This window comes from Nonomuraea solani, assembly GCF_900108335.1.
GTDB lineage: Bacteria > Actinomycetota > Actinomycetes > Streptosporangiales > Streptosporangiaceae > Nonomuraea > Nonomuraea solani.
Genome location: NZ_FNVT01000008.1, coordinates 275,027 through 296,995, shown reverse-complemented (window position 1 = coordinate 296,995; position 21,969 = coordinate 275,027). Strand labels below are relative to the sequence as shown.

Annotated in this window: 22 protein-coding genes; 18 read left to right on the top strand and 4 right to left on the bottom strand. The window is 70.1% G+C overall.

The window, feature by feature from the left end; all coding sequences use genetic code 11:
- Positions 1-48 precede the first annotated feature (48 nt).
- Positions 49-1,092: a PQQ-dependent sugar dehydrogenase gene (locus C4V41_RS28970; RefSeq protein WP_103959109.1), complete on the bottom strand. Its 1,044-nt coding sequence runs from the start codon at positions 1,090-1,092 to the stop codon at positions 49-51.
- A gap of 38 nt (positions 1,093-1,130) precedes the next feature.
- Here C4V41_RS28970 and C4V41_RS28965 point away from each other — a divergent pair, with 38 nt between their 5' ends.
- The 12 genes from C4V41_RS28965 (at position 1,131) to map (ending at position 13,312) form a co-directional block, all read left to right on the top strand.
- Positions 1,131-2,039 carry a 2-hydroxyacid dehydrogenase gene (locus tag C4V41_RS28965; RefSeq protein WP_103959108.1) on the top strand — a complete coding sequence of 303 codons (909 nt, stop codon included), beginning with the start codon at positions 1,131-1,133 and terminating at the stop codon, positions 2,037-2,039.
- 236 nt (positions 2,040-2,275) lie between these two features.
- The gene (locus C4V41_RS28960; protein ID WP_235030440.1) at positions 2,276-4,891 is read left to right on the top strand and encodes a putative bifunctional diguanylate cyclase/phosphodiesterase; all 2,616 of its coding nucleotides are present in this window, start codon (positions 2,276-2,278) and stop codon (positions 4,889-4,891) included.
- 204 nt (positions 4,892-5,095) lie between these two features.
- Positions 5,096-6,835 carry an acetolactate synthase large subunit gene (locus C4V41_RS28955; protein WP_103959107.1) on the top strand — a complete coding sequence of 580 codons (1,740 nt, stop codon included), beginning with the start codon at positions 5,096-5,098 and terminating at the stop codon, positions 6,833-6,835.
- Positions 6,828-7,352 (top strand): acetolactate synthase small subunit, encoded by a 525-nt coding sequence (gene ilvN / locus C4V41_RS28950; RefSeq protein WP_103959106.1) that lies wholly within the window; start codon positions 6,828-6,830, stop codon positions 7,350-7,352. Before C4V41_RS28955 ends, ilvN begins: the two co-directional genes overlap by 8 nt.
- Before the next feature lie 23 nt (positions 7,353-7,375).
- Positions 7,376-8,359, top strand: a complete 984-nt coding sequence (gene ilvC / locus C4V41_RS28945) for a ketol-acid reductoisomerase (protein ID WP_103959266.1) — start codon at positions 7,376-7,378, stop codon at positions 8,357-8,359.
- An 82-nt stretch (positions 8,360-8,441) separates the two neighbouring features.
- The gene (locus C4V41_RS28940) at positions 8,442-9,014 is read left to right on the top strand and encodes a PadR family transcriptional regulator (RefSeq protein WP_103959105.1); all 573 of its coding nucleotides are present in this window, start codon (positions 8,442-8,444) and stop codon (positions 9,012-9,014) included.
- A gap of 69 nt (positions 9,015-9,083) precedes the next feature.
- On the top strand, positions 9,084-10,043 hold the full coding sequence (locus C4V41_RS28935) for an NAD(P)-dependent alcohol dehydrogenase (RefSeq protein WP_103959104.1): 960 nt from the start codon (positions 9,084-9,086) through the stop codon (positions 10,041-10,043).
- 45 nt (positions 10,044-10,088) lie between these two features.
- Positions 10,089-10,901 carry a class I SAM-dependent methyltransferase gene (locus C4V41_RS28930; protein WP_103959103.1) on the top strand — a complete coding sequence of 271 codons (813 nt, stop codon included), beginning with the start codon at positions 10,089-10,091 and terminating at the stop codon, positions 10,899-10,901.
- Positions 10,898-11,209, top strand: coding sequence for an HIT family protein (locus C4V41_RS28925; protein WP_103959102.1), 312 nt, complete (start codon positions 10,898-10,900; stop codon positions 11,207-11,209). Before C4V41_RS28930 ends, C4V41_RS28925 begins: the two co-directional genes overlap by 4 nt.
- Positions 11,210-11,219: 10 nt before the next feature.
- The gene (locus C4V41_RS28920) at positions 11,220-11,741 is read left to right on the top strand and encodes a PadR family transcriptional regulator (RefSeq protein ID WP_103959101.1); all 522 of its coding nucleotides are present in this window, start codon (positions 11,220-11,222) and stop codon (positions 11,739-11,741) included.
- A complete protein-coding gene (locus C4V41_RS28915; RefSeq protein ID WP_103959100.1) occupies positions 11,738-12,463 on the top strand; it encodes a siderophore-interacting protein in 726 nt (241 codons plus the stop codon). Before C4V41_RS28920 ends, C4V41_RS28915 begins: the two co-directional genes overlap by 4 nt.
- Before the next feature lie 81 nt (positions 12,464-12,544).
- Positions 12,545-13,312, top strand: a complete 768-nt coding sequence (map, locus tag C4V41_RS28910; protein WP_103959099.1) for a type I methionyl aminopeptidase — start codon at positions 12,545-12,547, stop codon at positions 13,310-13,312.
- Here the strand turns inward: map and C4V41_RS28905 are convergent.
- A complete protein-coding gene (locus C4V41_RS28905; protein WP_103959098.1) occupies positions 13,293-14,528 on the bottom strand; it encodes an acyltransferase family protein in 1,236 nt (411 codons plus the stop codon). The genes map and C4V41_RS28905 overlap by 20 nt on opposite strands.
- A 265-nt stretch (positions 14,529-14,793) precedes the next feature.
- On the opposite strand from C4V41_RS28905, the gene C4V41_RS28900 reads away from it, so the two are divergent.
- Positions 14,794-15,024, top strand: a complete 231-nt coding sequence (locus C4V41_RS28900; protein ID WP_103959097.1) for a hypothetical protein — start codon at positions 14,794-14,796, stop codon at positions 15,022-15,024.
- A gap of 43 nt (positions 15,025-15,067) precedes the next feature.
- Here C4V41_RS28900 and C4V41_RS28895 read toward each other — a convergent pair whose 3' ends face one another.
- Entirely contained in the window at positions 15,068-15,997 is a 930-nt protein-coding gene (locus C4V41_RS28895; protein WP_103959096.1) for an adenosine deaminase, read from the bottom strand.
- 88 nt (positions 15,998-16,085) lie between these two features.
- Between C4V41_RS28895 and C4V41_RS28890 the strand changes: the two genes are divergently transcribed.
- Positions 16,086-17,267: a PucR family transcriptional regulator gene (locus tag C4V41_RS28890; protein ID WP_103959095.1), complete on the top strand. Its 1,182-nt coding sequence runs from the start codon at positions 16,086-16,088 to the stop codon at positions 17,265-17,267.
- Here C4V41_RS28890 and C4V41_RS28885 read toward each other — a convergent pair.
- On the bottom strand, positions 17,232-18,413 hold the full coding sequence (locus C4V41_RS28885) for a metal-dependent hydrolase family protein (RefSeq protein WP_103959094.1): 1,182 nt from the start codon (positions 18,411-18,413) through the stop codon (positions 17,232-17,234). The two genes, C4V41_RS28890 and C4V41_RS28885, sit on opposite strands and share 36 nt — an antisense overlap.
- A gap of 218 nt (positions 18,414-18,631) precedes the next feature.
- Here C4V41_RS28885 and C4V41_RS28880 point away from each other — a divergent pair, with 218 nt between their 5' ends.
- Genes C4V41_RS28880 through C4V41_RS28865 form a run of 4 tightly spaced genes read left to right on the top strand, consistent with a single transcriptional unit; the run spans position 18,632 to position 21,958 of the window.
- Positions 18,632-19,687, top strand: a complete 1,056-nt coding sequence (locus tag C4V41_RS28880) for an ABC transporter substrate-binding protein (RefSeq protein ID WP_103959093.1) — start codon at positions 18,632-18,634, stop codon at positions 19,685-19,687.
- Positions 19,684-20,436: an ABC transporter ATP-binding protein gene (locus C4V41_RS28875; RefSeq protein WP_103959092.1), complete on the top strand. Its 753-nt coding sequence runs from the start codon at positions 19,684-19,686 to the stop codon at positions 20,434-20,436. The genes C4V41_RS28880 and C4V41_RS28875 overlap by 4 nt, the downstream gene beginning before the upstream one ends.
- Positions 20,433-21,182, top strand: coding sequence for an ABC transporter permease (locus tag C4V41_RS28870; RefSeq protein ID WP_103959091.1), 750 nt, complete (start codon positions 20,433-20,435; stop codon positions 21,180-21,182). Before C4V41_RS28875 ends, C4V41_RS28870 begins: the two co-directional genes overlap by 4 nt.
- Positions 21,179-21,958: an ABC transporter permease gene (locus C4V41_RS28865; protein ID WP_103959090.1), complete on the top strand. Its 780-nt coding sequence runs from the start codon at positions 21,179-21,181 to the stop codon at positions 21,956-21,958. The genes C4V41_RS28870 and C4V41_RS28865 overlap by 4 nt, the downstream gene beginning before the upstream one ends.
- Positions 21,959-21,969 lie beyond the last annotated feature (11 nt).

The window sequence follows — 21,969 nt, the reverse complement described above, 5'->3', positions numbered from 1 at the left end:
GGGGGCTTCTGGAAACCCGGAGAACGACAGGGCCCTTCAGACGGGGCTTCAGGGGGTGACGGTCATGATGCGGTCGTCACCCTCGCGGGGTGAGCCTCTGCCGTCCTGGTTGCTGGTGCCGATCCACAGCGCGCCGTCAGGGGTCGCCGTGACCGCGCGGATGCGCCCGTAGCGGCCGGTGTAGTGGGCCACCGGGCGGCCGGCGGAGCCGTCGTCGCCCAGGGGCACCTGCCACAGGCGGGCGCCGCGCAGCGCGCCCACCCAGAGCGAGCCGTCCGCGTACGCCATCCCCGACGGCGACGCCTCGTCCGTGGACCAGGTCAGGATCGGGTTCACGAACCGCTGGTCGTCGCCGCGCCCCTCCACCACCGGCCACCCGTAGTTGGCGCCTGGCTCGATCCGGTTGACCTCGTCGAAGGAGTTGGCGCCGAACTCGGAGGCGTACAGGCGGCCGGCGGTGTCCCAGGCCAGGCCCTGGACGTTGCGGTGGCCGTAGCTGTAGACCAGCGTCCCGAACGGGTTGCCGGGCGCGGGCGCGCCGTCCATGGTCATGCGCAGGATCTTGCCCCCGAGCGAGTCGCGCTGCTGGGCCAGCTCGCGGTCGCCGGTCTCGCCCGTGGTGGCGTACAGGAAGCCGTCGGGCCCGAAGGCGAGCCTGCCGCCGTTGTGGATGCCGCCCTTCGGGATGCCCTGGACGAGCAGTTGCCGATCGGTGAGGGCGTCGCCCAGGAGCCGGTAGCGGACGATTCGGTTGTCCTCGGCGGCCGTGTGGTAAAGGAAAATTTGCTGATCCTTGACCGCGACCCCCATCAGGCCGCCCTCGCCGTCCGCCGCGACCCCCTCGATCGTGCCGATCCGGCGCACCTGGCCCGCCGGGCTCACCCGCAGCAGCCGGGCCGAGTCCCGCTCGGTGACCAGCGCGTCGCCGCCGGGCAGGAACGCGATCCCCCACGGCACGGACAAACCGGTCGCCACGTCCTCGGGGGCACTGGGGGCGGCCCCGGCTGGCACGGCGGCCGTCGGCAGCACCTCTCCGCCGCTGGAACACGCGGTGAGAGCGGCCATCAGCAAGATCGTCCAGAGTCTCCTCATGTGTTCCATACTTACCCTTCAGTCGTAAGGTTCTCGGCATGAAGATTTGGGTTCCGTCCGATTCGGTGGCCGATGTACTGTCCGACCTTCCTGGGGTTGAATGCACCGTCTATGACGGCACGTCCCCGATGCCGGACGGGGTCGAGGACGTCGAGGTGTGGATCCCGCCGCTGGTCACCGTGCCCGGCGTGCCGGAGACGCTGGCCAGGATGAGCTCGTTGCGGCTGGTGCAGACCGTGACGGCGGGGGTGGAGCCGTACCGGCCGCACATGCCCGGGAACGCGGTGCTCTGCAACGCGCGCGGCGTGCACGACGCCGGGACCGCCGAGTGGGCCGTCGGGGCGATGATCGCGGTGCTGCGGGAGTTTCCTGGGTTCACGGACGCGCAGCGCAGGGGCGAGTGGGCCTACCACCACACGGACGTGCTGGCCGACTCCACCGTGCTCATCGTCGGCTACGGCTCCATCGGCGCCGCGCTCGAACGGCGGCTCGAAGGCTTCGAGGTCGACGTCGTCCGCGTGGCCAGGAGCGCCCGCGACGGCGTGCACGGCATGGGCGAGCTGCCCAAGCTGCTGCCGGAGGCGGACGTCGTGGTGCTGCTCGTGCCCGCCACCGCCGACACCGCCGGGATGGTGGACGCCGCGTTCCTCGCGCGGATGAAGGACGGCGCCGTGCTCGTCAACGCCGCCAGGGGCGGGATCGTCGACACGGATTCGCTGATCGCGGAGCTCAAGAACGGTAGGCTACGCGCCGCACTGGATGTGACCGCGCCCGAGCCGCTGCCCGAGGGACACCCCCTTTGGAGCGCGCCAGGCGTGTTGATCACGCCGCACGTCGCGGGCAGCACCCCCGCGTCGGGGCGGCGCATGTTGCGCCTCATGAGGGCTCAGTTGGAGCGCTATTTGGCAGACGAAACGCTGGTCAACGTTATTACCGACTCGTACTGAGAGGATCCCGGAACGTGGCTGGTCCGTGACCTTCGGTGCGTACGGTTGCGTTTGCAGGGAGTTCCTGACTCACTGTCAAGGAGCTCTTGGCGGCAATTGGTCTGTCTGGTTATCAGATCGGTGACGACATCGGCGTTGTCACCACCCGCGCACCCACGACCGCACACACTGGCGAGGTGATCGACCGGACTTCGGCGGTCGCTGGTGCAGAGTTCGAGACGGGATGGGCAACGACTGTGATCCGCTGGCGTGATCCACGGGTGCCGCCGGTCGCCGCGGCGGCCGCAGGCGCGGTGGCGTTCGCCGCCGCCCTCATCGCGGAGCGTCCGGCCCTGCTCACCGGTGCGATCGCCGGAGGGCTCGCGGCGCTGGTCGCCGCCGGCTCCCTGCTGTTCGCCTCCGTGAAGAAGGCCGCGCATCGCCCGACGGCGATGGGCGCGCGCTGGATGGGCGGCGGCGCCGTGATCTGGGCCGCGGGCATGGCGCTGCGGCCGGTCGCCGAGAGCTTCGTGGTCAGCTTCGCCGACATGTTCGTCCTGCTCGGCACGGTCGTCACGGCCGCCGGCGCGTTGATCGCCGCCGACCGCAAGCTGCCGGCCAGAGTCGCCTTACGGCATATCACCGACGCCTACCTGTGCGCCGCCTCACTCTTCCTGATCGGCTGGGTGGTGGCGCTGCGGCACGTCTACGCCGAAAGCGCCGACCCGGCCGGATTCACCCTCGCCATGCTGCCGCCGATGATCACGCTGCTGGTGACCTGCGCCGTGATCCCGTCCGTGCTCACCAGCCGGGCGCCTTCCTGGCTGCTGGCCCTGGCGGGCGTGGGCGCGCTGGGCACCATGACCGTGGCGGGCCTGGGCGCGGCGGTGGCGCGGTTCGACGACGGCGACCCGCTGCTCTGGAGCGTCATGCTCGCGCCGGTCGCCCTCCTGATGCTGGCCGCCGTGCCCTGGGGGCCCCAGGCCAAGGGGGCGGGCCGCCCCGCGGTCGGGTCCGTGATCGGGCTGGTGCCGCTGGCGCTGGTCGCCGTGGCGGCGTGCACGCTGCCGTTCCGCCTGGCCGGCGGCCGTCCCGAGGAGCCGGTCACCGGCGTCGTCGTGGTCGCGGTCTCCGCGGTGCTGCTCCTGCTCGTCCGCCTGTTCGTGGTCTCGGCCTCCAACGTACGCCTGCGCGGCCTGGTCAAGCTGGGCCGCCGGCAGCTCATGGACCTGGCCGAGAGCACCGGCGACGTGGTGTTCACCTGCGACTACGAGGGCTTCGTCCGCGAGATCGGCGCCGGGGTCGAGGTCACCTACGGCTACCGCCCCGAGGAGCTGATCGGCGGGTCGATCTTCGACTACATCCACCCGGAGGACGTCCCCGGCATCCAGGCCGCCATGCGCGCGATGCACCTCGACGAGGAGGAGACCGCGCCCGGCGCCTGCCTGATCGCCTGCCGCGTGCGCGCGGCCGACGGCACCTGGCGTCCCACCGAGTCCGTCGCCACCCGCCACCTCGGCGGCGACGACCTCATGCTGGTGACGACCAGAGACGTCAGTGACGAGGAGGCGCTGCGCAACCAGGTCGCCCACCTGACCTTCCACGACGGCATCACCGGGCTGCCCAACCGCGCCTACTTCGAGGAGCGCACCCGCGAGGTGCTCTCGGGGCGCACGTCGGGCAACGTCGCGGTCATCTTCCTCGATCTCGACGGGTTCACCTCGGTCAACGACTCGGTCGGGCACGCCAGCGGCGACTACCTGCTCGGGCAGGCGGCCCGCAGGCTGCGCGGCGCCGTACGCGCCGAGGACACGCTGGCCCGGTGGGGCGGCGACGAGTTCGCCGTGCTCGTGGAGACCGGCGGTGAGGCGCAGATCGCGGTCGATCTGGCCGAGCGGCTGGTCGGCGCGGTCTCGCAGGAGCCGTTCCGGGTGGCCGACCGCGACGTGGCGCTGACCGCGAGCGTAGGTGTGGCCTTCGCCGAGGACGACATGCCGGCGGGCGACCTCATGCGCAACGCCGATGTGGCCATGGCGCGTTCCAAGGAGCTGGGCGGGCGGCGGGTCGAGGTGTTCGCCGCGCAGATGCACGCCGACGTGGTGCGCCGCCTGGAGCTGGCCGCCGACCTGCAGCGGGCGCTCATCGAGCAGCAGTTCGCGATCGAGTACCAGCCGGTGGTCGACCTGGCCACCTCGCGGGTGACCGCGGTCGAGGCGCTGGTGCGGTGGTGGCGCGGGTCGGTGTTCGTGCCGCCGGAGCAGTTCCTGGGCCCGGCCGAGGACACCGGGCTCATCGTGCCGCTGAGCGAGTGGATCCTGCGCGAGTCGTGCCGCGAGGTGGCCGCCTGGCGGGCCTCGTCCTGGGACATCGGCCTGTCGCTGAACCTGTCCGCGCGCCAGATCACCGCGCCCAGGTTCGTCGAGACCGTGGAGGAGGCGCTGGCCGAGAGCGGGCTGCCCGCCTCCGCGCTCACCCTTGAGGTGATCGAGGAGATGCTGGTCGAGGACGCCGAGGAGACCATCAAGCGGCTGTCCGAGCTGCGCGCCCTCGGGGTACGCCTGGCGATCGACGACTTCGGCACCGGCTACGCGTCGCTGGCGTTCCTCAGGCAGCTCCCCGTCGACATGATCAAGATCGACCCGTCGTTCGTGTCGGGGCTCGGCATGGACGACACGCTGACCCTGCTCACCCGCACCATCGTGCGGCTCGGGCACGACCTCGGGCTTATCGTGGTGGCCGAGGGGATCGAGCGGCCGGAACAGCTCGATCTGCTCAAGCAGATGGGCTGCACGAGGGGGCAGGGTTTCCTGGTGGCGCGGCCCATGGCGGCGCGCGGAGTCGACTCCCTGATGCGCACGAGTCTCACTGTTTGAGACTTGTGTCCACCAAGTTGACACTGGGGCGTTCAGAGCGGCTATGGTGTAAGCCATGCTTCGCAGTGAGATTCTCGTAGTACTTCGCCGGCGCGCAGGCCGATAGCGAAGCACGACGACCTGCGCGCCGCCCCAGACCCGCCACCTGGTGGGAAGGGGCCTTTTTTATGTCCTTAAGCGAGTAGCCACGCAAGGAACGAGCCGATGACCGAACGGATGACAGGTGCACAGGCCCTGGTGAGGGCCCTGGAGCATGTTGGAGTCGACACAGTGTTCGGGATCCCGGGCGGTGCCATTCTGCCGGCCTACGATCCTCTCTACGACTCGACCAAGGTCCGGCACGTGCTCGTACGGCACGAGCAGGGCGCGGGTCACGCGGCCGAGGGCTACGCGCAGGCCACGGGCAAGGTCGGGGTGTGCATGGCGACCAGCGGCCCGGGTGCGACCAACCTGGTGACGCCGATCGCCGACGCCTACATGGACTCGGTGCCGATCGTGGCCATCACCGGGCAGGTGCCCAGCGCGGCCATCGGCACGGACGCCTTTCAGGAAGCCGACATCTCCGGCATCACCATGCCGATCACGAAGCACAACTTCCTGATCACCGATCCCGCGGACATCCCCCGTACGATCATGGAGGCGTTCCACATCGCCTCCACCGGCCGCCCGGGCCCGGTCCTCGTGGACATCTCCAAGGACGCGCTGCAGTCCGAGACCACCTTCAGCTGGCCGCCGACCATGCAGCTCCCGGGCTACCGCCCGGTCACCAGGCCGCACAGCAAGCAGATCCGCGAGGCCGCCAAGCTCATCGCCGAGGCCAAGCGCCCCATCCTGTACGTCGGCGGCGGCGTCCACAAGGCCCGCGCCTCGGCCGAGCTGCTGCAGCTCGCCGAACTGACGAACATCCCCGTCGTCACCACCCTGATGGCGCGCGGCACGTTCCCCGACAGCCACCCCCAGCACATGGGCATGCCCGGGATGCACGGCAGCGTCTCGGCCGTCGGCTCGCTGCAGAAGTCGGACCTGATCATCGGCCTGGGCGTGCGGTTCGACGACCGGGTGACGGGCAATTTGTCATCCTTTGCGCCGTACGCGAAGATCGTTCACGCGGACATCGACCCGGCGGAGATCTCCAAGAACCGCCACGCCGACGTCCCGATCGTGGGCGACTGCAAGGAGGTCATCAGCGACCTCATCGCCGCCATCCAGGCCTCTGGCCAGCAGGGCGACTACGCCGACTGGTGGACGCAGCTCAACGGCTACCGCCAGACCTACCCGCTGGGCTACGAGGAGTTCGAGGACGGCTCGCTGGCCCCTCAGTACGTGATGCAGCGGCTGAGCGCCATCGCCGGCCCCGACGCCTACTACGTGGCCGGGGTCGGGCAGCACCAGATGTGGGCCTCGCAGTTCATCGACTACGAGCAGCCCGGCACGTTCATCAACTCCGGCGGCCTCGGCACGATGGGCTTCGCCGTCCCGGCCGCGATGGGCGCGAAGATGGGCCGTCCCGACGCCGTCGTGTGGGCCATCGACGGCGACGGCTGCTTCCAGATGACCAACCAGGAGCTGGCCACGTGCGCCCTTGAGGGTGTGCCGATCAAGATCGCCGTCATCAACAACGGTAATCTCGGCATGGTCCGCCAGTGGCAGACGCTCTTCTACGACCAGCGTTACTCCAACACGAACCTGCAGACGACGCGCCGGATCCCTGACTTCGTCAAACTGGCCGACGCCTATGGTTGTGTGGGCCTGCGATGTGAGCGGCCCGAGGACGTGGACGCCGTGATCAAGAAGGCCATGGAGATCAACGACGTTCCTGTCGTGGTCGACTTCGTCGTCCACCAGGACGCCATGGTCTGGCCCATGGTCGCGGCGGGCACCAGCAACGACGACATCAAGATCGCCCGTGACATGGCGCCGAAGTGGGAGAACGAGGATGAGTAGGCACACGCTGTCGGTGCTTGTCGAGAACAAGCCCGGTGTCCTGGCGCGCGTGTCGGCGCTGTTCAGCCGGCGGGGCTTCAACATCGACTCGCTGGCCGTCGGGCCCACCGAGCACGACGACATCTCCCGCATGACGATCGTGGTGAGTGTCGAGGAGCTACCGCTCGAACAGGTCACCAAGCAGCTCAACAAGCTGGTCAACGTGCTCAAGATCGTCGAGCTCGACCCGTCCCAGTCCGTGCAGCGCGAGCTGATGCTGATCAAGGTCAAGGCCGACTCCGAGAGCCGGTCGCACGTTCTGGAGCTCGTCCAGCTCTTCCGCGCCCGCTGCATCGACGTGGCGGCCGACGCCGTGACCATCGAGGTCACCGGCACTCCCGACAAGCTTGAGGCGTTCGTCAAGGTCCTTGAGCCGTTCGGGATCAAAGAACTCGTCCAATCGGGCATGGTGGCCATCGGCCGCGGCGCCCGCTCCATCACCGACCGGTCCCTCAGGGCACTGGACCGTACCGCCTGAAAGGTTTTGAGCAAGTGACCGAGATTTACTACGACGACCAGGCCGACCTGTCGATCATTCAGGGACGCCACGTGGCCGTGCTGGGGTACGGCAGCCAGGGCCACGCCCACGCGCTCTCCCTGCGTGACTCCGGCGTGGACGTGCGCGTCGGCCTGCCCGAGGGCTCCAAGAGCCGCGAGAAGGCCGAGAACGACGGCCTGCGCGTGGTCACCCCGGGCGAGGCCGTCGAGGAGGCCAACCTCACGATGATCCTGGCGCCGGACCACATCCAGCGTCACCTCTACTCCGAGCACGTGGCCCCCAACCTGGTCGAGGGCGACGCGCTGTTCTTCGGCCACGGCCTGAACATCCGCTACGGCCTCATCGAGGCCCCTGAGGGTGTCGACGTGTGCATGGTGGCCCCCAAGGGCCCCGGCCACCTCGTCCGCCGTCAGTTCGAGGCCGGGCGCGGCGTGCCGGTTCTCGTCGCCGTCGAGAAGGACGCCTCGGGCAAGGCGCTGGACCTGGCGCTCTCCTACGCCAAGGGCATCGGCGGCACCCGCGCCGGCGCGCTGCGCACCACGTTCAAGGAGGAGACCGAGACCGACCTGTTCGGTGAGCAGGCCGTGCTCTGCGGCGGTGTCTCCGAGCTGATCAAGGCCGGCTTCGACACCCTCATCGAGGCGGGCTACCAGCCCGAGGTCGCCTACTTCGAGTGCCTGCACGAGATGAAGCTCATCGTCGACCTCATGTACGAGGGCGGCATCTCGAAGATGTACTGGTCGGTCTCCGACACGGCCGAGTACGGCGGCTACACCCGTGGTCCGCGCATCATCAACGACGAGGCCCGCGCGGAGATGCGCCGCGTGCTGGCCGAGGTCCAGGACGGCACCTTCGCGCGCCAGCTCGTCGAGGAGTTCGACGGCGGCCAGAAGGAGTTCAGCCGCTACCGCGAGGAGCTGGCCGAGCAGCCGATCGAGAAGACGGGCGCCAAGCTCCGTCCGATGATGAGCTGGCTCAAGGCCTGAGCGTCTTCCCGCGAGGGACGGGGTTCGGCCCGTCCCTCGCGGTTTTTCCGCACAAACTAGTCAAACTTGAATAGGAGCGAAAGTGTCGGCGATCCGGTTGCTGGTCCTGGGCGCGGTGCGGCGGCATGGCCGGGCCCATGGCTATCAGGTGCGCAACGACCTGGAGTTCTGGGGCGCGGACGAGTGGTCGAACACCAAGCCGGGGTCGATCTACCACGCGCTCAAGCAGTTGGCGAAGCAGGGGCTGCTGCACGCGTACGAGACCGGGCCGAGCACGGCCGGGGGCCCGCCGCGCACCGAGTACGAGGTCACCGAGAAGGGCACGGCCGAGTATTTCTCGCTGCTGCGCGGCGCGCTGACCGCGCACGACAAGCTGGACCTGCTGTCGGCGGGCCTGGGCTTCATCGCCGACCTGACCAGGCAGGAGGCCCTCGACCTGCTGCGCCGGCGGGTCGCGAACCTGGAGGCGTGGCGGGCGGCGGCTGACCACGGGCGGAGCGACCTGGGGCACATCGGAGAGATCACGAACCTGTGGGTGCACTCGGCGGAGGCCGGCGCGGAGTGGACGCGGGGGCTGATCGGGCGGATCGAGGGCGGGGCGTACGCGTTCGCGGGTGAGGGCGGCGACCCCTTCCACGGGGTGCTCGCGGACTAGAGCCTCCGAGCATGGGATGCTACGCTTTTCATATGTCAGCATTTTCTTTCATATGTCAGAGGGGGCATCTTGAAGGCCAGCCGCTACCACGCGTACGGGCCGCCTGAGGTCATCCGGTTAGAAGAGACCGGCAAGCCCGAGGTGCGCGACGACGGGGTGCTGATCCGGGTCCGGGCGGCCTCGGTCAACCCGGGGGACTGGCACCTGCTGCGCGGGACGCCGTACGTCTTCCGGCTCGTGGCGGGGCTGACCCGGCCGAAGGTCCCCGGGCTGGGCAACGACCTGGCGGGGGAGGTCGAGGCGGTGGGCAAGGACGTCACGAGGTTCCAGCCGGGCGACGAGGTCTACGGCTGCGCGCCGGGCGCGTTCGCCGAATACGTCACCGTGGCCGAGACCGGGCCGCTGGCCAGGAAGCCGGCCGGGCTGACGTTCGAGCAGGCGGCGGCCGCGCCGACGTCGGCGCTCACCGCGCTGCAGGCCCTGCGCGACAAGGCCGGGGTCGGGGCGGGGTGGCGGGTGCTGGTCAACGGGGCGGCGGGCGGGATCGGCACGTTCGCGGTGCAGCTCGCCAAGGCGTACGGGGCCGAGGTGACGGGCGTGTGCAGCACCAGGAACGTGGAGCTGGTCCGCTCGCTCGGCGCCGACCACGTCGTCGACTACACCAAGGAGGACTTCACCCGCGCCGAGCGGCCCTATGACGTCATCCTCGACAACGTCGGCAACCGCTCCCTGGCGGACTGCAGACGCGCCCTCACCGCGACCGGGGCCTTCATCCCCAACAGCGGCTCCAGCGGCGTCATGGGCCGCATGCTCAAGGTGATGGTGGTGTCGAGGTTCACCCGCCAGAAGCTGATCACCTTCGTCGTACGCGAGAACGCCGCCGACCTCGACACCCTGCGCGACCTGTTCGAAGCGGGCAAGCTCACCCCGGTCATCGACCGGACCCATCCGCTGGCCGAGGTGCCGGAGGCCATCGGCCACCTCGAAGGCGGGCACGCCAGGGGCAAGGTCGTCATCACCGTCGGTTGAAAACCGATTGCCCCCGCGTGAGGCGAGTCGTGATCATGGGGTGCTGTGACGGACACCCGGCTCGTGCGGCGGCTCTTCGACGACCTCGCCTTCGAATACGACCAGCATCTCCCCTTCTTCGCGACCTACGGCCGCGAGCTCGTCGCCTGGTGCGGGTTACGGAAGGGGCAGAAGGTCCTGGACCTCGCGGCCGGGCGCGGCGCCATCACCGGCCCGGCGGCCAGGGCGGTCGGCGCCCAGGGTGAGGTGCTGGCGGTCGACAACGCGCCCAACATGCTGCGCGCACTCGTGGCCGACCTCGGTGACCTGCCACAGGTGTCCACCCGCGTCATGGACGTCCACGCGCTCGACCTGCCCGACGCCTCCTTCGACGTCGTGACCTGCGGATTCACGCTGCACTTCCTCGACGACCCGGCCCGGGTCCTCGCCGAGGCCCACCGCGTCCTGCGGCCCGGCGGCCTGCTGGCCTTCTCGGGGCCGGCGACGGGCCGCGCGCAGGCGCCGGCCGGCGAGGACGACGGGTGGGCCTTCTACGGCAGGCTCATGGCGGAGACGGGGCAGCGGACGAGCCGGTGCAACCCGTTCACCCCGCCGTCCCGGCCGCTACCGGAGCTGTGCGCGGAGGCCGGGTTCACCGGCGTCGAGGAGCACGACGCGCGGACGTGGTTCGCCTTCCGCGATCCGCAGCACCATTGGGACTGGAACATGTCGCACGGGTTCAGGGGGTTCGTCGAGTCGCTGGAGCCCGAGCTGGCCGAGGAGTTCAAGACCCGGATGTTCGAAGGGCTGGCCCGGTTGCACGCCGCCGGCGGCATCGTCGTCCAGTCCACCGTCGCCTTCACGAAGGTGTGGAAATGAGCTGCGTCTTCTGCCGGATCGTCCGGGGCGACGAGCCCGCGCAGGTCGTCCACGAGGACGAGCACACGGTCGCCTTCCTGAACCTCGTCCAGGCCACCAGGGGTCACACCCTGGTGGTCCCGCGCGCGCACCACCGCGACCTGGGGGACGTGCCGCTCGACGTGGCGGAGCGGGTCATGCGGACCTCGGCCGAGGTGGCCAGGCGGCTCACCGGCGCGCTGAAGGCGGCCGGTCGAGTCGCTCGCCGGGCTGGCGGAGATCATCCGCGCCTGGTGACCATATGTACTTTGCTATATCGTTCGATATAGCATCCGACTCATGATGAACGCGCGACGAAGCCCGGGCGGGCGCGGCCCCACAGGGCGCTTCTTCGGGCCGGGAGAGCTGCGCCTGGCCGTCCTCGCCCTGGTCGCCGAGCAGCCGGGGCATGGATACCAGGTCATGAGCCGCCTCGCCGACCGGTTCAACGGCACCTACGAGCCCAGCGCCGGCTCGATCTACCCGACCCTGCAACTGCTGGAGGACGAGGGCCTCGTCCGGGTCGAGCCCGAGGAGGGCCGCAAGGTCTACCACGTCACCGGCGAGGGCCGTCGCACGGCTGAGGAGCAGGCCGACGAGATCGAGCGGCTCTGGGGCCGCGCGGCCAGCAGGGGTGAGTGGGGCATGTTCCGCGAGCCCGAGGCCGCCGAGATCATCGGCCCCGCGCTGCGCCTGGTCAAGGCGGCGGTGAAGACGCTCGCCCACGCCCACGGGGACCCGCGGGTGGTCGAGCGGATCCAGGAGATCTTCGTGGCCGCCCGCCGCGAGATCGAGGAACTCGACCCGAAGGAGCGGCGATGACCCAGCGGACCGTGGCACGCAGGCTGTTCGACCGGATGTTCCTCACGGCGGAGGTCGTCGAGGTCGAGGAGATGGCCGTCGGCCTGCGCCGGATCAGGCTCGCCGGGGAGGCCCTGGCGGGCCTGAGGTGGACGCCCGGCCAGCACGTACGGCTGCTGTTTGGGCACGGCGGTCTGCTGGGCGGCGTCCTGCGCACCTACTCGATCTGGCACCACGACCCCGGCTGGGAGGCGATCGACCTGGTCGGCTACGACCACGGCGGCGACTCGCCCGGCGTCTCCTGGGTCAGGGCCGCCGCGCCCGGCCAGGAGGTCACCTTCATGCGCCCGGAGGGAGGCTTCGTGGTGCGGCCCGAGGCGGCCTACCACCTGTTCGCGGGCGAGGAGACGGCCTCGGTGGCGTTCGGGGCGATGCTGCGGGCGCTGCCGGCGGACGCGAGCGTGTACGGCGCGGTCGAGGCCGACCGGCCCGGCGGTCACCTGGACCTGCCCCGGGAACTGGTCAGGGTGTGCCGGGACGGCGCCTCGGCGGCGCGGTCGCAGGTGCTCGTGGACGCGGTCAGAGCGCTCGACCTGCCCGGCGAGCCCGGCGTGGCCTACCTGGCGGGGGAGGCGCGCACGATCCAGGCGATCCGCGCCCATCTGGTCGGCGAGCGCGGGTGGCACCGCAGGGACGTGCGGACGAAGCCCTTCTGGACGCCCGGGAGGAGAGGGATGGACTGAACCGGGTAGAGGGGCCCCCTTAGTCGACACGGCCATGATCCGTGATAATAATACCGGTATAGTTATCGACTAGGAGGGGCCGTGATCGAGCTCAAGTCAGCCGGTGAGATAGACGCGATGCGGGAGGCGGGCCGCATCGTGGCCGCCGTCCAGGCGGCGACGCGGGAGCGGGCCGCCGTGGGCGTGACGCTCAAGCAGTTGGACGAGGTGGCCAGGACGGTCATCGAGGAGGCGCGGGCGGGGGCGTCGTTCCTGGGCTATCACCCGTCGTTCGGGGCCATGCCGTACCCGGGCGTGATCTGCACCTCGGTGAACGGGGTCATGCTGCACGGGCTGCCGTCGCCGTACAGGCTGCGGGACGGCGACCTGATCAGCGTGGACTGCGCCGTCTTCGTCGACGGCTGGCACGCCGACGGCACCGTCAGCTTCGCGGTCGGCCACCCGCGCGAGGAGGACCTCAAGCTGATCAGGGCCGCCGAGGAGACCCTGGCCGCGGGCATCGAGGCGGCCAGGCCCGGCGGCCGGATGGGCGACATCGGCCACGCGATGTCCACGGTCGGGCGCGGCGCCGGCTACGGCATGCAGAACGACTTCGGCGGCCACGGCATCGGGCGGGCCATGCACGAGTCGCCGTTCGTGCCCAACGAGGCCCGCGCGGGGCGCGGGATGCGGCTGCGGCCCGGGCTGGTGATCGCGATCGAGCCCAGCCTGATGGCCGGGGGCGGCGACGGCTACTACATGGCCTCCGACGGCTGGTCGGTGTGCTCGGGCGACGGGAGCAGGAGCGTGCACGTCGAGCACACGGTGGCGATCACCGAGGACGGCCCGGTCATCCTGACCGTGCCGTAGGCTCGCGCATCCCGAACAGGAACCTGGTCACCCTGGTCCGGCGCACCAGCACGTCGTAGGCCGCCACGGTCAGGGCGAGCGAGAGCACGACGATCACCAGATATTCGACCAGGATCGGCGCTCGCCCGCCGACCACGAAGTAGGCGACGGCCACCACGATCGGCTGGTGCAGGATGTAGAGCGGGAGCACGGCGGCGGCCAGGTAGGTGGAGATCCGCCCGGGCGGCCTGGGTTCGAGTGATGGCTCGGATGATGGCCCGGCGGGGCGCGGGCGGTCGAGCAGGCCGAGGATCGCCACCAGCCAGCACCATCCGGCCAGGCCGTAGAGGGCCCGTACCCCGGCCGCGAGCGGGGTCAGGTCCGTGAACGCGTCCGCGCCGGGCGCGTCGCCCGCGATGATGAAACCGGGCACCCCCACCGCCATCAGCACGACGCCCGCGACGGCGGCGGGCAGCCGGTCGCGCCGCATCGCCGCGCGGAAGGCCCGGTCGGTGACGAAGAGGAAGCCGTACAGGAAGAAGATCAGGTACGCCCAGCGGCTCCAGCCGCCGAACGCCTCCTCCAGGCCCACCAGCGAGCAGACCAGCGCCACCGGCAGCCCGAGCAGCAGCAGCGCGCCCCGGGGCCGCGAGATCGCGGCCAGCCGGTCACGGAAGCGCCGCGCCCGGTCGCGCGGCACCCACCGCACGAGCGGCGCGAGCAGCAGCGAGAACGTGAGCAGCAGCACCACGAACCACAGGTGACCGGTCTCGAAGTATTCGCCCCGCAGGATGAACGGGAAGTCGCTCAGGTCCGGTCGCACCGCGAAGAACCTCGGCAGGAACTCCGGATAGGACTCGGTGTAGCCCGGATCGGCCCGCAGCCGCAGCCATTGGGGCACCGGGATGAGCGTCACCGTGGCGAACACCAGCGGCACGCCGAGCCGCAGCGACCGCTCCACGGCGAACCCGCCGGGCCCGCGCCGGCGCATCGAGTGCCAGGACCCCAGCCCGGCGATGAGGAACAGCAGCGGCATCGCCCAGATCACGCAGAGCGCGGCGATGATGAACGTGATCTCGGTCGTCTCCGCGTTCTTGACGTAGAAGTCGTCACGCGAGTCGAACACCAGCGACGCGTGGAAGAACACCAGCCCCACGACCACGAGAGCCCGCATCGCGTCCAGCTCGGGGCGCCGTTCTGGGGTGGTCTGTACGGAAGATCCGGTATGCGAGGTCATGATCTGCCTCCCCGTAATACGCACCAGTGTGACGCCGCGCGGGAGCGTGATCCATGGCAATGGACCGGTAAGGATCGAGGCGGCCGATTCTCCTGCCGGATGCACCTGATCGTCAAGTAGGACGATCTTCGTCCCCTGTTCCCCTTGGTGCTGTATTTCCGCAGGTAAAGAGCGAAAATATGGGTGTTTGTCGAACTTGGGCGGAGGGCAGATCTTCCTCCGATAGCTACGGAGAGTAGTCGAGAGTTATCAGAGGAGAATCGATATGAAGCGATCAGGGCTCATCCTGGCCGGACTCGTCGGCGGGATGGTCATGTTCGGTGGCTCCGCGCTCGCTGCGTCACCGGCGTACACCGGCATCCTGCCCGGCCCCAACCACGGTCACGACTCCGGCAAGGAGTTTGACTTCGGTGAGTGGAACAACTTCGGCGAGGACAACGACATCCTCGACCTCGACCTGCTGAACGAGCTCCTCAGCTCCGTTCTGAGCGGCTGACGAACGTCACTGAAGGGGCCTGCCCGTCGGGCAGGCCCCTTAACTATTGGTTCGCGTAGGCGAAGGACGCCTCGAAGGAGTTCTGGGCGATCCGGTCGAGCTGCGACTCGGTCATCCCCAACTCGTTCTTCACCGCCACGTAGTTGTCCTCCACGTAGCCGCCGAAGTAGGCCGGGTCGTCGGAGTTGACGGTCACGACCAGCCCTTCGTCCAGCATCGCGGGCAGGATGTGGTCGCGCAGCGACGGCACCGCCCGCAGCCGCACGTTCGACAGCGGGCACACGGTCAGCGGGATCCGCTCGGCCCGCAACCGGGCCACGAGCTGCGGATCCTCCATCGCCCTGATGCCGTGGTCGACCCGCTCGACGCGCAGGATGTCGAGCGCCTCCCACACGTAGTCGGGCCCGCCCTCCTCGCCCGCGTGCGCCACCCGGCGCAGCCCCTCCGCCGCGGCCATGTCGAAGACCCGCCGGAACAGCGACGGCGGATAGCCCACCTCGGCCGAGTCCAGCCCCACCCCGATGAACCGCTCCCGGTACGGCAGCGCCGCCCGCAGCACCTGCTCGGCATCCTCCGGCCCACGGTCGCGCAGGAAGCACAGGATCAGCGCGGCCGACAGGCCGGAGTCCTTCAGCGCCGCCGACAGCCCGCCGAACACCACGTCGAGCGGCACGCCCCTGCTCAGGTGGGCCTGCGGGTCGAAGAAGATCTCCGCGTGCCGCACCCCCTGCTCCGCGGCCCTGCGCAGGTAGGCGGCGGCCAGGTCGTAGAAGTCCTCCTCCGTGCGCAGCACGGCCATGTTCTCGTAGTAGACGTCCAGGAACGACTGCAGATTCGTGAAGGAGTAGCGCGCGCGGATGGCCTCCACGTCGAAGGTCGGCAGGTCGATCCGGTTACGCCTGGCCAGCTCGACGACGAGCTCGGGTTCCAGGGTGCCTTCGATGTGCAGATGGAGTTCCGCTTTAGGGCGCATGACATCGAGTAAACCCGACCCAGGAGGTTCGAGGTATCGTGCGAACCTCTGAATCTCAGGGCCTTGACCTGGCATAACATAAGATTTCATGAGGCTGGCGGAGCTGCTCGCACGCGACGACCTACGGCTGACGCTGGTGACCGGCGCCGAGTCGCTCGACCGCGAGATCCGGCGCGCGTACCCGACCGATCTGCCCGACCCCCGCCGCTACCTGCGCTCCGGCGACCTGGTGCTGACCAGCGGCGTCTGGTACGGCGAGCCGGCCGACTGCGAGCGCTTCGCCGACGCGCTGTGGGCCAGCGACGCCGCCGGCCTGGTCGTGGGACTGATCGTGCTCGGCGAGCTGCCGGCGGAGCTGGTCAAGGCGTGTGAGCGCAGGCGGCTGCCGCTGCTGCTGGCCGCCCCCGACCAGTCGTTCGGCACGATCACCGAGGTCGTCACCGCCGACGGGTTCGCCGCCGAGCAGCGACGGGGCGAACGGGTCAGGGCGCAGACCCTGCTCGACGTGCTGGGCCAGATCCCGCCCGGCGAGGTGTCGGCGCACCTGCGGCTGCTCGGCGCCGACCCCGGCCTGCCGACCGCGGCCATGGCGGTGGCGCGGACCGGCGGCCCCGAGCACGACCTGCCCGAGCTGCTGCACGAGGGCCTGGCGCGCAAGGGCCGTCACCTGATCGTCGGTGGCACGCCCGGCGAGGCGATCGTGCTGGTCAACGGCCGGGCCTCGCGCAAGAGCCTGGCCGACGAGCTGCGCGGGCTGATCGCGGAGCGGCCGGGGATGAGCATCGCGGCCGGGATCAGCGAGATGGCGGCCAGCGTCTCCCAGCTCGGCGAGGCCCTGGAGACGGCCAGGCGCGGCATGGAGTCCGCGCGCGGCGGCCCCGGGCCCGTGTCGATCATGTCGGTGGCCGACATCGACAGCTTCGACCTGCTGCTGGCCGCGCTGCCGGCGAGCGTGCGCAGGTCGTTCCGCGACCACCTGCTCGGGCCCGTGGCCGACTACGACGCGCGGCACGGCTCCGAGCTGCTGCGCACGCTCGACATCTTCCTGGAGACGTGCGGGTCCTGGCAGCGCACCGCCGACGAGCTCTACGTGCACGTCAACACCCTGCGCTACCGGATGCAGCGGATCGAGGAGCTCACCGGGCGGCGGATGACGTCGATGCGCGACCGCACGGACCTGTATCTCGCGCTGCGGTCAGGCGACGAGCCGCGCCCAGGGCAGGCGGCCCCGAGGTCAGGGCAGGTTGCCCGCGACGAGCCGGCCCCGTGACACCACGGCCACGATGTTCTCCGTGGCCAGGTCCTCGATGCGCTCCCACGGCCGGCCGCGCAGCACGATGAGGTCGGCGCCCAGACCGGGCGCGATCCGGCCCACGGGCATGCCGATCGAGTCGGCCGCGTCGGAGGTGGCCGCGCGCAGCGCCGACTCCGCGTCCATGCCGAGAATGCGCGTCATGTGCACCACCTCGGCGAGCTGGTCGCCGAACCGCACGTGGTGGCCGTTGGCGTCGGTGCCGAGCACGAACCGCACGCCCAGCGCCGCCGCCTGGGCGAGCAGCACGTCGCGGGTGGCGACCAGCTCGGCCGCCTTGGCCATGGCCTCCGGCGTGACCGGGACACGGCCGGCGGCGATGGCCTCGTTGATCAGCAGCGTCGGGGCCACGGGCGTGCCGCGGACGGCCAGTGCCTCGGCCAGGTCCCTGCTCATGAGCGTGCCGTGCTCGATGGAGTCCACGCCCTCCTCGACGGCCACCCGGATGCCGTCCTCGGAGTGGGCGTGCGAGGCGACCAGCATGCCGAGCGCGTGCGCCTCGTCCACGACGGCCCTGATCTCGTCGCGGGTGTAGTTGCGCCAGGCGTTCTTGTCGCCGATCGACAGCACGCCGCCGCTGGTGGTGATCTTGATGCCGTCCATGCCGGCGCGGGCCCACGTGCGCACCAGCTTGCGGCACTCGTCGGGCCCGTCGGCCGTCGGCTTCCTGCCGGGGAACGCCGGCGGCACGAACAGGTCGTTGTGCCCGGCGGTCATCCCGACGACGCCGTGCACCTGGAGGCGCGGCCCCGGCAGCACGCCGGCGTCGAAGGCCCGGCGCAGCGCGACCTGGGCCTCGTCGCCCGCCAGGTCGCGCAGGGTCGTTACGCCGTGCCGCATCGCCCGCTGGGCGTGGGCGGCGCCGTGCAGGACCTGCTCGTCCCTGGTGGTGACCAGCGGCCAGGTCGCGAAGTCGGGCGGGTCGCCTGGACCCGCGTAACCGACGAGGTGGACGTGCGTGTCCACCAGGCCGGGGAGCACGCACAGGTCGGTGTGAAGCTGCGCGGTGGCCGTGACCTCGGTGATCCGGTCGGGCTCCCAGCTCAGATCGACCGGGCCGCGATATTCGGTACCGTCCCAAAGGGGGATTCCGTCGAGTCTCATTTCAGGATCGACGCTACCGGAGCCTCTGGGCGGCTGGAGGGATCTACGGTCCTCGCGCGGCGCTCTCGTAGGGACCTACAGGGGTCGCCAGCGGTTTTCCCCGGTTCCCGGTTCGGTACGCACTTACCGGCCATGATGTCCTAAACCATCGTCACACGATGGTAATAATCGATAGATACCGTCCTGACCTGCATGTTCACGGCCGCTCAAGGAGAATTATGGCTACCTTCGACCGTCGCGCGTTCCTGCGGACAACAGGTCTGGCCGGTCTGGCGTTCGGTCTGGCCGCCTGTGGCGACAACGGCACCGCGTCCACGTCCACGTCGTCGCCGGGCGGCGGGTTCGGGTCGGTCAAGCTGCAGCTCTCCTGGAAGAAGAACGTCGAGTTCGCCGGCGAATACTTCGCCGACAGCAAGGGCTACTTCAAGGCGGCCGGGTTCACGCAGGTCGAGCTGCTGTCGGGCGGCGGCTCCGGCACCTCGGTCGAGTCGGGCCTGGCCACCGGCCGCTGCTGGGCGGGCCTGTCCGCGCCCACCATCACCGCCCCGGCCGTGCTGCAGGGCGCGCCGCTGAAGATCGTCGGCGCGACGTTCCAGAAGAACCCATTCGCGATCATCTCCCTGAACAAGAACCCGATCAAGGACGCCAAGGACCTCGTCGGTAAGAAGATCGGCGTCCAGGACTCCAACGAGCTGGTCTGGAACGCGCTGCTCAAGGCCAACGGGCTGGACGCGTCGAGCGTGACGCGGGTGCCGTTCCAGTCCGACCCGTCGATGCTCACCTCGGGACAGCTCGACGGGTACGTCGGCTTCGTCACCAGCGGGCCCGTACGGCTGCGGATGGGCGGCCACGACCCGGCGTACCTGCTGCTCGCCGACGCCGGCCTGCCGCTGGTCGCCGAGACGTTCACGGTCACGCAGGAGACCATCGACAACGAGCGCGACAAGCTCAAGGCGTTCCTGACCGCCGAGATCAAGGGCTGGAAGGACGCCATCGCCGATCCGGCCAAGTCCGCCGAGCTGGCCGCCACCGTCTACGGCAAGGACCAGAACCTCGACGTCAAGGAGCAGACGGAGGAGGCCAAGATGCAGAACGACCTCGTCGTCACCCCTGACGCCAAGGCCAACGGCCTGTTCACGATGACGCCCGAGCTGATCGCGCAGAACATCGAGTCGCTGGCCAAGGCCGGTCTGAACATCAAGGCCGAGCAGCTCTTCGACCTGACGATCCTGGACGAGATCTACAAGGCCGACCCGAGCCTGAAGCTGTCATGACCGGAATCGCCATCAGCGGGCTGAGCAAGACCTTCGGCAAGGGACTCACCGCCGTCGAAGGCGTGGATCTCCAGACGCCGAAGGGCTCGTTCCTGTCGCTGCTCGGCCCGTCCGGCTGCGGCAAGTCCACGGTGCTGCGCATTCTCGCCGGTCTGGAGCAGTCCACGACGGGCGAGATCCGGGTGAACGGCGAGACCCCAGAAGAGCTGCGCAGGAGCCACCACCTCGGCATCGCCTTCCAGGACTCGGCGCTGCTGGCCTGGCGCAGCGTCGCGGCCAACATCCGGCTGCCGCTGGAGGTGGCCGGGATCAGGCCGGAGCCCGGCGTGATCGACGACCTGATCAAGCTGGTCGGCCTCGAAGGCTTCGAGAAGGCCAGGCCCGCCGAGCTGTCCGGCGGCATGCGCCAGCGCGTGTCCATCGCCCGCGCGCTGGTGGTCAAGCCCAGCGTGCTGCTGCTGGACGAGCCGTTCGGCGCCCTGGACGACATGACCCGCCAGCGGCTCAACCTGGAGCTGCTGCGCATCTGGACGGAGAAGCCGGCCACGACGCTGATGGTCACGCACGGCATCAGCGAGGCCATCTTCCTGTCGGACGTGGTGGCCGTCATGAGCCCGCGCCCCGGCCGGATCGTCGAGCTGGTGGAGATCGGCCTGCCGCGCCCGCGTACCCCCGACATGATGCGCACGCCCGAGTTCCACGCCATCCACGACCACCTCAGCGACCTGCTGTTCGGGCACGGCGCATGAGGCGCGTCCAGGGGCTGCTCGGCGTCGTCGCCCTGTTCGGGCTCTGGTGGCTGCTGGCCGCGACGGTGTTCGCCGGCGGCGGCGCGGTGCCCACCCCCTGGGCGGTGCTCGCGTCCATGGGCGCGGACGGCTGGGCCTTCTACGGCCCCAACCTCTCGGCCACCCTGTCCGCCGGCGTCCAGGGTTTCCTCTGGGGCAACGGGCTCGCCATCGGTGTGGCCCTGCTGGTGCTGCTCGTGCCCAGGCTGGAGGCCGTCGCCACCCAGCTCGCGGTGATCAGCTACTGCATTCCGCTGCTCGCGATCGGCCCCATCGTGCTGGTCGTCTTCGGCGGCGACGCCACCGTGGTGTTCCTGGCCGCCATCTCGGTCTTCTTCACGACGCTCATCGGCGCCCTGCTCGGCCTGCGCTCCGCCGACCGGGCCGGCCTCGACCTCATCACCGTGTACGGCGGCGGCCGACTGGCCAGGCTCCGCTACGTACAGATCGTCTCCGCCCTGCCCAGCACGTTCGCCGGGCTGAAGATCTCGGCCCCGTCCGCGCTGCTCGGCGCGATCATCGGGGAATACCTCGGCAGCAACGACCAGGGACTCGGCGTCTCCCTGATGATCTCCCAGCAGCAGTTCCAGGTGCCGCGCACCTGGGGGCTCGCGCTCGTGGCCGGCCTCGTCGCCGGGCTCGGGTACGCGGTCGTCGCCCTCGTCGCCCGCCTGGTCACCCCCTGGTCGAGAGGCGAAACCCAGTGATCGGCCGTACCACCCTGCGGGTCGTCGGCCCTCTCGCGCCCTCCGTGGTCATCGTCGTGGCCGCGTGGTGGCTGGCGCTGGAGGCGTTCGGGATCAGCCCGCTCGTGGGCAAGCGCCCGCCGCAGGTCTGGGACTATCTGACCGCCTCGGAGGCCCACCGCGACGCCGTGTTCGGCGCGCTGGCCATCACGGTCAGGGACGCCGCCATCGGCTTCACCACCGGCATGGTCGGCGCGATGGTCGTGGCCGTCATGTTCGTGCTGTTCAGGACCGTCGAGCAGACGTTCATGCCGGTCGCCATGCTGCTGCGCTCGGTGCCGCTCGTGGTGATGACACCGCTGATCACGCTCGTCTTCGGCAGGGAGCTGCTGGGCGTGGCCGTCATCGGCGGCATCGTGGTGTTCTTCCCGGCCCTGGTCAACATCGCCTTCGGGCTGAGGTCCGCCTCGCCGCAGGCCACCGACCTGATCATGGCGTACGGCGGCAACCGGCTGACCGTGCTGCGCAAGGTGGCGGTGCCGACGGCGATGCCCGCGGTGTTCGCCTCGGCCCGGATCTCCGTGCCCGCCTCGATCATCGGCGCGCTGATCGCCGAGTGGCTGGCCACCGGGGAGGGCATCGGCGCGGAGATCCTGCGGGCGATCGGCGGGTTCCGCTATGACGAGGTGTGGGCGGACATCGTGGTGGTCACGGCCGTGTCCATCGTCGCGTACGCGGTCGTCGGCGTCGTCGAGTCGCTCGTCCTGGCCCGCTTCTCGGACCGTCCCCCCGGCTGAGGACGCTGAGT

Bases quoted from the DNA above. Each gene is read 5' to 3' on its own strand.
- C4V41_RS28970 (WP_103959109.1), bottom strand. From the start codon at position 1,092: ATGAGGAGACTCTGGACGATCTTGCTGATGGCCGCTCTCACCGCGTGT.
- C4V41_RS28965 (WP_103959108.1), top strand. From the start codon at position 1,131: ATGAAGATTTGGGTTCCGTCCGATTCGGTGGCCGATGTACTGTCCGAC.
- C4V41_RS28955 (WP_103959107.1), top strand. From the start codon at position 5,096: ATGACCGAACGGATGACAGGTGCACAGGCCCTGGTGAGGGCCCTGGAG.
- ilvN (WP_103959106.1), top strand. From the start codon at position 6,828: ATGAGTAGGCACACGCTGTCGGTGCTTGTCGAGAACAAGCCCGGTGTC.
- C4V41_RS28925 (WP_103959102.1), top strand. From the start codon at position 10,898: ATGAGCTGCGTCTTCTGCCGGATCGTCCGGGGCGACGAGCCCGCGCAG.
- C4V41_RS28920 (WP_103959101.1), top strand. From the start codon at position 11,220: ATGATGAACGCGCGACGAAGCCCGGGCGGGCGCGGCCCCACAGGGCGC.
- C4V41_RS28915 (WP_103959100.1), top strand. From the start codon at position 11,738: ATGACCCAGCGGACCGTGGCACGCAGGCTGTTCGACCGGATGTTCCTC.
- C4V41_RS28905 (WP_103959098.1), bottom strand. From the start codon at position 14,528: ATGACCTCGCATACCGGATCTTCCGTACAGACCACCCCAGAACGGCGC.
- C4V41_RS28900 (WP_103959097.1), top strand. From the start codon at position 14,794: ATGAAGCGATCAGGGCTCATCCTGGCCGGACTCGTCGGCGGGATGGTC.
- C4V41_RS28895 (WP_103959096.1), bottom strand. From the start codon at position 15,997: ATGCGCCCTAAAGCGGAACTCCATCTGCACATCGAAGGCACCCTGGAA.
- C4V41_RS28890 (WP_103959095.1), top strand. From the start codon at position 16,086: ATGAGGCTGGCGGAGCTGCTCGCACGCGACGACCTACGGCTGACGCTG.
- C4V41_RS28885 (WP_103959094.1), bottom strand. From the start codon at position 18,413: ATGAGACTCGACGGAATCCCCCTTTGGGACGGTACCGAATATCGCGGC.
- C4V41_RS28880 (WP_103959093.1), top strand. From the start codon at position 18,632: ATGGCTACCTTCGACCGTCGCGCGTTCCTGCGGACAACAGGTCTGGCC.
- C4V41_RS28875 (WP_103959092.1), top strand. From the start codon at position 19,684: ATGACCGGAATCGCCATCAGCGGGCTGAGCAAGACCTTCGGCAAGGGA.
- C4V41_RS28870 (WP_103959091.1), top strand. From the start codon at position 20,433: ATGAGGCGCGTCCAGGGGCTGCTCGGCGTCGTCGCCCTGTTCGGGCTC.